This is a genomic window from Pseudoalteromonas sp. APC 3224 (assembly GCF_030407535.1).
In the GTDB taxonomy this organism is placed as follows: domain Bacteria; phylum Pseudomonadota; class Gammaproteobacteria; order Enterobacterales; family Alteromonadaceae; genus Pseudoalteromonas.
The window spans coordinates 87,819-95,635 of the sequence record NZ_JASDDF010000010.1 but is presented as its reverse complement, the minus strand read 5'-3'; the positions used below and the strand labels follow the sequence as shown (position 1 = coordinate 95,635).

At 42.0% G+C, this 7,817-nt stretch carries 7 protein-coding genes and 2 tRNA genes; 3 read left to right on the top strand and 6 right to left on the bottom strand.

Going from position 1 to position 7,817, the window contains the following annotated elements:
- Nucleotides 1–3: 3 nt before the first annotated feature.
- The 4 genes from QL989_RS07300 to dnaQ form a co-directional block, all read right to left on the bottom strand.
- A tRNA-Asp gene (locus tag QL989_RS07300) sits at nt 4–80 on the bottom strand.
- Nucleotides 81–107: 27 nt separating this feature from the next.
- Nucleotides 108–184 (bottom strand) — tRNA-Asp (locus QL989_RS07295).
- A gap of 98 nt (nt 185–282) precedes the next feature.
- The gene (locus QL989_RS07290) at nt 283–1,653 is read right to left on the bottom strand and encodes a TIGR03503 family protein (RefSeq protein WP_290169372.1); all 1,371 of its coding nucleotides are present in this window, start codon (nt 1,651–1,653) and stop codon (nt 283–285) included.
- A gap of 9 nt (nt 1,654–1,662) precedes the next feature.
- Entirely contained in the window at nt 1,663–2,376 is a 714-nt protein-coding gene (gene dnaQ / locus QL989_RS07285) for a DNA polymerase III subunit epsilon (RefSeq protein ID WP_008114597.1), read from the bottom strand.
- Between the two features lie 68 nt (nt 2,377–2,444).
- Between dnaQ and rnhA the strand changes: the two genes are divergently transcribed.
- The gene (gene rnhA / locus QL989_RS07280) at nt 2,445–2,909 is read left to right on the top strand and encodes a ribonuclease HI (protein ID WP_198522220.1); all 465 of its coding nucleotides are present in this window, start codon (nt 2,445–2,447) and stop codon (nt 2,907–2,909) included.
- Between the two features lie 14 nt (nt 2,910–2,923).
- Here the strand turns inward: rnhA and QL989_RS07275 are convergent, their stop codons facing one another.
- Complete coding sequence (locus tag QL989_RS07275; RefSeq protein ID WP_290169369.1) at nt 2,924–3,685, bottom strand: class I SAM-dependent methyltransferase; 762 nt, start codon at nt 3,683–3,685, stop codon at nt 2,924–2,926.
- Between the two features lie 53 nt (nt 3,686–3,738).
- Between QL989_RS07275 and gloB the strand changes: the two genes are divergently transcribed.
- Both gloB and QL989_RS07265 read left to right on the top strand, forming a co-directional pair.
- Complete coding sequence (gene gloB, locus QL989_RS07270) at nt 3,739–4,512, top strand: hydroxyacylglutathione hydrolase (RefSeq protein WP_138606198.1); 774 nt, start codon at nt 3,739–3,741, stop codon at nt 4,510–4,512.
- A 153-nt stretch (nt 4,513–4,665) separates the two neighbouring features.
- On the top strand, nt 4,666–6,243 hold the full coding sequence (locus QL989_RS07265) for a LysM peptidoglycan-binding domain-containing protein (RefSeq protein WP_041709094.1): 1,578 nt from the start codon (nt 4,666–4,668) through the stop codon (nt 6,241–6,243).
- Nucleotides 6,244–6,312: 69 nt separating this feature from the next.
- Here the strand turns inward: QL989_RS07265 and QL989_RS07260 are convergent, their stop codons facing one another.
- Entirely contained in the window at nt 6,313–7,683 is a 1,371-nt protein-coding gene (locus QL989_RS07260) for a Gfo/Idh/MocA family oxidoreductase (RefSeq protein ID WP_010391419.1), read from the bottom strand.
- Nucleotides 7,684–7,817 lie beyond the last annotated feature (134 nt).

Sequence of the window (7,817 nt, the reverse complement as noted above, 5' to 3'; positions counted from 1 at the left end):
TGTTGGCGGAGTGGACGGGACTCGAACCCGCGACCCCCGGCGTGACAGGCCGGTATTCTAACCAACTGAACTACCACTCCAGCGCATACTTACAAATTGTCGAAAATTGGCGGAGTGGACGGGACTCGAACCCGCGACCCCCGGCGTGACAGGCCGGTATTCTAACCAACTGAACTACCACTCCGCATTTTCGTTTCTGTCTGAGTCTCCCCTGACAGCGGCGTGAATAATACGAATCAGCCCCTGCTTCGTCAAGGGCTTTTTTGTTTTTTTACAGGTTTTTTAGTCATCTGACATCGAAAGGTTTAAAATTCCACCTGATTTATCATTTTTTGAGCTATTTTCTGGTTCATCTGATTTTTGCTGTTCAGCTTTTTTTGACTCAACAGCTTTCTTTTTATTTAAAAAAGCTAAATTCAATTTAAGTTTTAATGGTTTGTTCTGCACAAAAACACGAATACATAACCAACCTATAAATAAAATGGCCAAATTTCCACCAACAATTAAACTAACCATTAATCCCGTGGCCATTACTTTTGGTTTTACAACTGGCACAGGAATAATTTCTGGTTCGCTAACACTGGCAACTGGAATTTCTGGAATCACTTCAATCGGTCTTTCTATTTCAAATAAATAGGTTGGCAATGTAGCCATAAACTCTCGGTCATTGATTGTTGAGCCAAAAACAGAGATTTCAATATTGTAGCGTCCCCAACCATAATCTTGTAAAGCCAGCTCTCTTGCTGTGGTGCTGTTGCTATCTAAGTAAAATACCTGCTCTTCGCCATTGGGGTAATAAATTTTACCTTGCATGATCACCGTATCAGGTTTTAAAAGCTCATCATCAATATTGATGGTAATGCGGTGATCATCCCCCTTTTCGGTTGCTTCAACGGAGGTAAAGCTGAAAGGCGGCTCATGGACAACAATAGGATCTTGAACCACCCGCCTCTCTAATACATCAGTGGTAATATAAAGCTCAGGGCGCCACTCGCCAGGTGTGAAATTTAAGGTAAACTCACCGGTAAACACACCATCTTTAGCGCTTTCATCGAACCCGTAGCCATCATCTTTGAATTCAGTTACTTGTTGTATGCCTGCACCAAAGTTTTCAAAGTTTTCATTATTGGTGCTCACAAAGCTTACATTAAGCGATACCGCATCTTTAAATAGGTTGGCGCGAATCGGCTCGCCATCATTTAAAATCTCACCAGTTACCTTTACAGTTTCACCCTGAAACAGAATTTTAGGCAGTGGGTCTACTTTTAGCGATAGCTCACCAATAACAACAATGCGGCTTTCTGGCATTATTTGGCCAATAACTTGCCACGGCCCAGGCATGGGATTGCGAATAACCACTAAGTCATAATTTAATTCGTCGTACCAATCAAGACTAGTGTTTCTCACCGCATTGGTTGCAAAGTATTTAGTACCATCGGGTCTTACTAAAATTACGGCAGGCGATCCAGGGCGTCTAAAAAATATTAATTTTATTTCATCAATTTTGTCATCAACACGAAAACGGTTATCCAGTAACGGGATTTCATTTTGTTTACCGCTGCCTTTTAACTCTTCAACTTGCTTTACGCTGTGTGCATCGGGGGGGAAACACACGGCAATTAAAAGCAGTGAAACTATTAATAGCGTTTTCATAATAATGCCCTATTCAGCGCGCCATAAACAATGGCCGCCCTCCTTTTGTACAATGTCTAAACGCGTTTGATGTGCGCTTTGCTCTGCATCGCTAGCTGCTATAACTACCAAAGGCGCCCTGTCGCTACTTAGGCGTCTAATACCGCCTTTTTGATCTTCACTTGAGTCATCTTTGTTTTGATTTAGGTTTAGCTTTACTTGTCCACCGGTCATTGCCAGGTAAACATCGGCTAAAATTTCAGAATCCAGTAAGGCGCCGTGTAATGTACGCTTAGTGTTATCAACATCATAGCGGCGACAAAGTGCATCAAGGTTGTTCTTTTGTCCTGGATGCAAGTCACGCGCCATTTTAAGGGTATCAAGCACGCCACAAAAACTATGGGTGTTTTGATAGCCTTGGTTTAATAACGCAAATTCATTATCCATATGGCCAATATCGAACGGCGCATTATGAATAACTAACTCAGCCCCTTTAATATAGTCAAAAAACTCTTGGGCAATGTCACGATAAAGCGGTTTGTCGCGTAAAAATTCATTAGTAATACCATGAACATCGATTGCTTCTTCTTCAATGCTGCGCTGCGGATTAATGTAAACGTGAAAATTATTGCCGGTTAACCGGCGATTCATAAGCTCCACACAGCCGATCTCAATGATACGATGCCCTTGTTTAGGGTCGATGCCGGTGGTTTCTGTATCTAAAACTATTTGTCTGCGTGCCATATCGAATTAAGCCTGACTCTGGTATCTTTCTATAATCACTTTATTGTACATAATATCAAGGTAAAACAGTGCAAAAAACCGTAGAGATTTACACCGATGGTTCGTGTTTAGGTAATCCAGGCCCCGGTGGTTATGGTATTTTTATGATTTATGAAGCCCATGAAAAAAAATTAAGCCAAGGTTATAAGCTTACAACCAACAACCGTATGGAAATGCTGGCAGCTATTGTGGCGCTAGAATCTCTTAATCGTGCCTGCCCTGTAACCCTGACTACCGATAGCCAATATGTTAAGCAGGGTATTGAGTCTTGGATCACCAATTGGAAAAAACGCGGTTGGCAAACCTCTGCTAAAAAACCGGTTAAAAATGTCGATTTATGGAAACGTCTCGACAAAGCCTGTGCCGAGCACGACGTTACCTGGAAATGGGTAAAAGGCCACAGTGGCCACAAATATAACGAAATTGTTGACGACCTTGCTCGTGATGCAGCCAGCAGCAACAATTTACTCGATGATGAAGGTTACCAACCGTAACCCTCTACATCATGCTATTTTTTATTTTGTTGATAATGCTGTTTTGAGGTTTGCCTAAGCCCTACCCCTTTTATTGGAGCAAATTGTGGGCGAGCATGCCACTTAGGTTTTATTGGCGTAAGTGGCGCAACACGCTTTCGTGCCACCAGCATATACACACTCCCCATAGGTTTTAAATATTGCTTGGTAAAGCTGCGCCAAAATGCGAACCGCGATAAGCGATTACCGCGTGCCAACGACGAATAAATAAAGCGCTCATCGGCCACAATTTCAAATCCAAGTAAATTTAGCCAATCTTTAACCCGTGCTGGTGTGAAAAATCGGCCTGTCCACGGTAATTTTTGACGGCTAAACGGCAGCAACTGCGCTAACCCACAAAAGCTAAACGGATTAAAACCCGTAATGGCGATATAACCGCCTGGAATAAGGGTTCGATGAGCCTCACGTAAAATATGATGTGGATCTGAGTGATATTCTAAACAATGGCTCATAATGCAAGCATCTATAGAGTGCTCATAAAAAGGCAGTTCGTCTATATCGCCAACCACCCCCGTGTATGGGCCAGGCTCTGCAACGCATACTTGATGCTTAATGGAGCTTTTGCTTGTATCTAGCTCAGCACTTAAATTACCTAATTTAAGCATATGATAGCCAAACATACGCGGTAACCACGGCGACAATTTGCGTTCTATATCACAACGTAAATAATCACCATGCGGAAACTGCTGCCAGGACAACGGTTTGGGACCTTCTTGAAAACTAAGGGCTGGTTTCATTATATAAGCTCGTTATAATATTAATTAAATACCACTTTATAGAGCAACGATACATGGTGCAAGTCAAAGCAATTAAAGCCTTTTCTGATAACTACATTTGGTGCTTAACCACCGAACAGAATAACCAAGCGTGGGTGGTTGATCCTGGGCAATCAGCACCAGTTTTAGAGCATTTAGCACAGCATAACTTAACCCTTGGCGGTATTTTAATTACCCATCATCATTATGATCATACCGATGGCGTAGCTCAATTAGTAAAGCAGTACCCAAACATTGCAGTTTATGGCCCTAGTAATAGCCCATTTGAGGGAATAACAATGCCTTTAAATGAAGGTGACACAATTAGCGTTTTAAACATTCCATTTGAAATTATAGCCACCCCTGGGCACACCCTAGACCATATTTGTTATATTAATGATGCACTGGCCTTTACTGGCGACACCTTATTTAGTGGTGGTTGTGGGCGCTTATTTGAAGGCAGCCCAGAGCAAATGTGGCATTCATTTAATAAGTTGCGAGCATTGCCAAGTGATTGCAAAGTGTATTGCACCCACGAATACACCCAGGCAAACTTGGCCTTTGCAAAAGCGGTTGAGCCACGAAACCCCGAATTACTCGCTTACAGCCAGAAAGTAGATGAATTGCGAAAAAATGATGAAATAAGCTTGCCAAGCACCATAGGCCAAGAGCTTAAAGTTAACCCTTTTATGCGTAGTAATTTGCCCGATATTACAAAGTCATTACCAAAAGAGTATTGTTTAGTTACAAAAAACAATGAACCTTGGGAAAACTTTGCTAGTCTGAGGATGTTCAAAGATAATTTTTAAGCCAGTAACAAAAATAATTAACTGTTCATTTTAAATAACAATAAGTTAACACTTTCTAATTATATTTGTTTGGATTTTTAACGATGACAAGTGGCAATGTTGGCTCATAATGAGTAGTATTCGCCGAGTTTTTTACCCTATGTATTGGTATTTATGAATAAATCTCCTCTTTTATTGGTTTTAGCGATGACGCTAAGCGGTTGTCAAACATTGACAACATTAGACACAGATTCACAAAATCAAGTTCAAAACCAACTTGAAGGCGCCAGCCCAAATGATATTAGCACTGCATTAATGATTAATGCGCAATATCAACAAGTAAATGATATTGAAGAAGAAGCCCCTGTGTTTGACGATGTTTGGGAGCGTATTCGTTACCAATTATCTATTGATATTCCACAAAATCGCCCAGTGGTCGCTGAGCGTAATTATTATGCACGTCATCAGGCATACCTAGATCGCATTTCTAAACGTGCTGAGCCGTATTTACATTTTATTGTTGAAGAAATTGAAAAGCGTGAAATGCCCATCGAAATTGCACTTTTACCCATTGTAGAAAGTGCGTTCGACCCTTATGGCTATTCGCACCGTACTGCATCGGGTATTTGGCAGTTTATGCCCGCAACCGGCGAGCGTTTCGATTTAAAACAAAACTGGTGGTATGACGGTCGTCGCGATATTGTGCAGTCTACTCGCGCTGCACTTGATTATCTCTCATACTTACACAAAACCCTTGAAGGTGATTGGCTGAACGCAATTGCCGCCTATAACTCAGGTGAAGGCCGCTTGTTGCGTGCGATAAAAAAGAATCGTAAAAAGCATTTACCTACCGACTTTTGGTCACTAGATTTACCTCGTGAAACCACCGCCTACGTGCCTAAATTATTAGCTTTAGCTGATTTACTAAAACGTGCAGATGAGTTTAAAGTGTCGTGGAAGCCAATAATTAACGCACAAGTAGTCGAAGTGGTTAATATTGAGTCACAAATAGATTTAGCACTGGCTGCGGATATGGCCGATATGACCCTTACCGAACTATATCGATTAAATCCAGGATTTAACCGCTGGGCAACCGATCCTGATGGCCCACACTTTTTATTACTTCCTACCGATAAAGTAGAACAATTCACTGAAAAGCTTACCGCTACAGCGATTAAAAACCGTCTTCGTTGGCAGCAATATAAGGTCAAACGTGGCGATAGCTTGTCGGTGATTGCAGATAAATTTACCACTAGTATCAGCGCGATTAAGTCATTAAATAAGCTTAACTCAAACGTAATTCGTGTGGGTCAACAAATTTTAGTACCACTCACTGATGGTAAAATTAACAGTGAACATTTGCCTCAGCAAGTACGTGCGGCCGCTAATAAAAGTTTACGCACTAAACTTTCTCATACGGTAAAAAGTGGCGATACCCTATGGGATATTAGCCGCGAATACGATGTAACTATGAGTGAATTAGCTAAGTGGAATAAGCTGAAAAAAAATGCAGTACTGCGTTTAAATCAAAAATTGGTAGTTTATAAGTCAGCTAGCCAGCCTAAAAAGTCGACGAGTAATACTAATCGTACTATTACCTACAAAGTGCGCCGAGGCGATTCTTTAGCGCGTATAGCGTCTAAGTTTAATTTAACAGTGAGCGATATTATTAAATGGAATAACCTTGCCGGACAAAAATACTTACAGCCAGGACAAAAGCTTAAATTAAAAGTAGATGTAAGAAGTAGCTGATCCCTATTGTAATAAACTGTTAAATAAAAAAAGAGCGCATGCGCTCTTTTTTTATGCCTGCTATAAACCTTAGCCTACAATGCCTAAAGGCTGTGCTGTTTGCCATGCACCGCGAGTAAAATCGGGAATATCGATTGAGCGGCTACGCTCACTCACAGACTGGGCTGATAACGGTGAAATAACCGACCACGCTGCGCCATCGTAAACGTCCTGATCCAGCGGTTCGCCATTTCTTAGGCAATAAATCATCCGCCAAAACATTAAAAAGTCCATACCCCCGTGGCCGCCATTGCGCTGTGCTTCTTCACCCATTTTAATCCATAGGGGATGGTCGTACTGCTCATACCATGCGCTCATATCATAATCCCACTCATGAAAGCTTGTTGATCCGCCATTTTCAAGCGCAATACGATTAGGGAAACCGGCAAACACCCCATTCGTCCCTTGGATTAAATTATGTCGAGAGTATGGCCGAGGGGTTGTTGTATCGTGCTGTACCATAATACTGCGCCCCTTGAGAGTTTTAATCAGTGTCGTGTTCATATCACCGGCAATATAATTAAGCTGATTACGGGAATGATCCGCTGCAAATTCACGTTGTGCATAGGCGCTTCTACCCAGCGAAGGTGAGCTCATTGAAGTTAAAAAATCAAACCTATCGCCACGATTTATATTCATATATTGCGATACAGGGCCTAATCCATGAGTGGGGTATAAATTACCATCACGTTTTGCATGCCATTGCGTTCGCCATGAGCCTGTTTTGTGATCTAGCTCTTTCATTTGCCAACGAAGCTCATGAATATAGGCCGCTTCGCCATGTAACAGCTCCCCAAATACACCTTGGCGCACCATGTTTAATACCATTAACTCGTCGCGACCGTAATTCACATTTTCCATCATCATGCAATTCTTTTGAGTACGTTCGGCGGTGTCTACAATCTGCCACATTTCGTCAACAGTCAGTGCCAGGGGCACTTCAACAAAAGCATGTTTTGCGCTGTTCATAGTATCGATAGCCATAGGTGCATGCCATGCCCAAGGAGTAGAAATAATGACTATATCTATGTCTTGTCGTTCAAGCATTTGTTGATAGGCCCGCTCACTGCCAGTATATAACGCCGGCTTAGCTACCCCTTTATCAACTAAATAATTGGCAGCTCGCTCTAGCACCTCAGTATGCGTGTCACAAATAGCGACTATTTGCGCACCTTCAATATGGCTCATGCGCTTTACATGTCCATAACCGCGCTGACCCACACCAATAAAGCCCACTCTAACCACATCCATTTTGGGCGCGACTAAACCAATAACACTGCGCCCTTGCTGTTTTGGTGCGCTTGCATTAGCACTTCCACTTGATGCACAACCACTCACTACACCGGCAGCTGCGGCGACACTGGCTGCTTTTAAAAAGTCTCGACGATTAAATTGCTTCATTACTTTATCCTTTTTGTTATTGTTTTAACTTACCTAAAGGCGATGAACGGGTAAATAGGTGAAGAGGTAAGCGACATAAAAATAAGGTTAAAAGAGATAAAAATTCGCATTTAACAGTTACTTGGGGTTATAGT

Bases quoted from the DNA above. Each gene is read 5' to 3' on its own strand.
- gloB (WP_138606198.1), top strand. From the start codon at position 3,739: ATGGTGCAAGTCAAAGCAATTAAAGCCTTTTCTGATAACTACATTTGG.
- QL989_RS07290 (WP_290169372.1), bottom strand. From the start codon at position 1,653: ATGAAAACGCTATTAATAGTTTCACTGCTTTTAATTGCCGTGTGTTTC.
- dnaQ (WP_008114597.1), bottom strand. From the start codon at position 2,376: ATGGCACGCAGACAAATAGTTTTAGATACAGAAACCACCGGCATCGAC.
- QL989_RS07260 (WP_010391419.1), bottom strand. From the start codon at position 7,683: ATGAAGCAATTTAATCGTCGAGACTTTTTAAAAGCAGCCAGTGTCGCC.
- QL989_RS07275 (WP_290169369.1), bottom strand. From the start codon at position 3,685: ATGAAACCAGCCCTTAGTTTTCAAGAAGGTCCCAAACCGTTGTCCTGG.
- QL989_RS07265 (WP_041709094.1), top strand. From the start codon at position 4,666: ATGAATAAATCTCCTCTTTTATTGGTTTTAGCGATGACGCTAAGCGGT.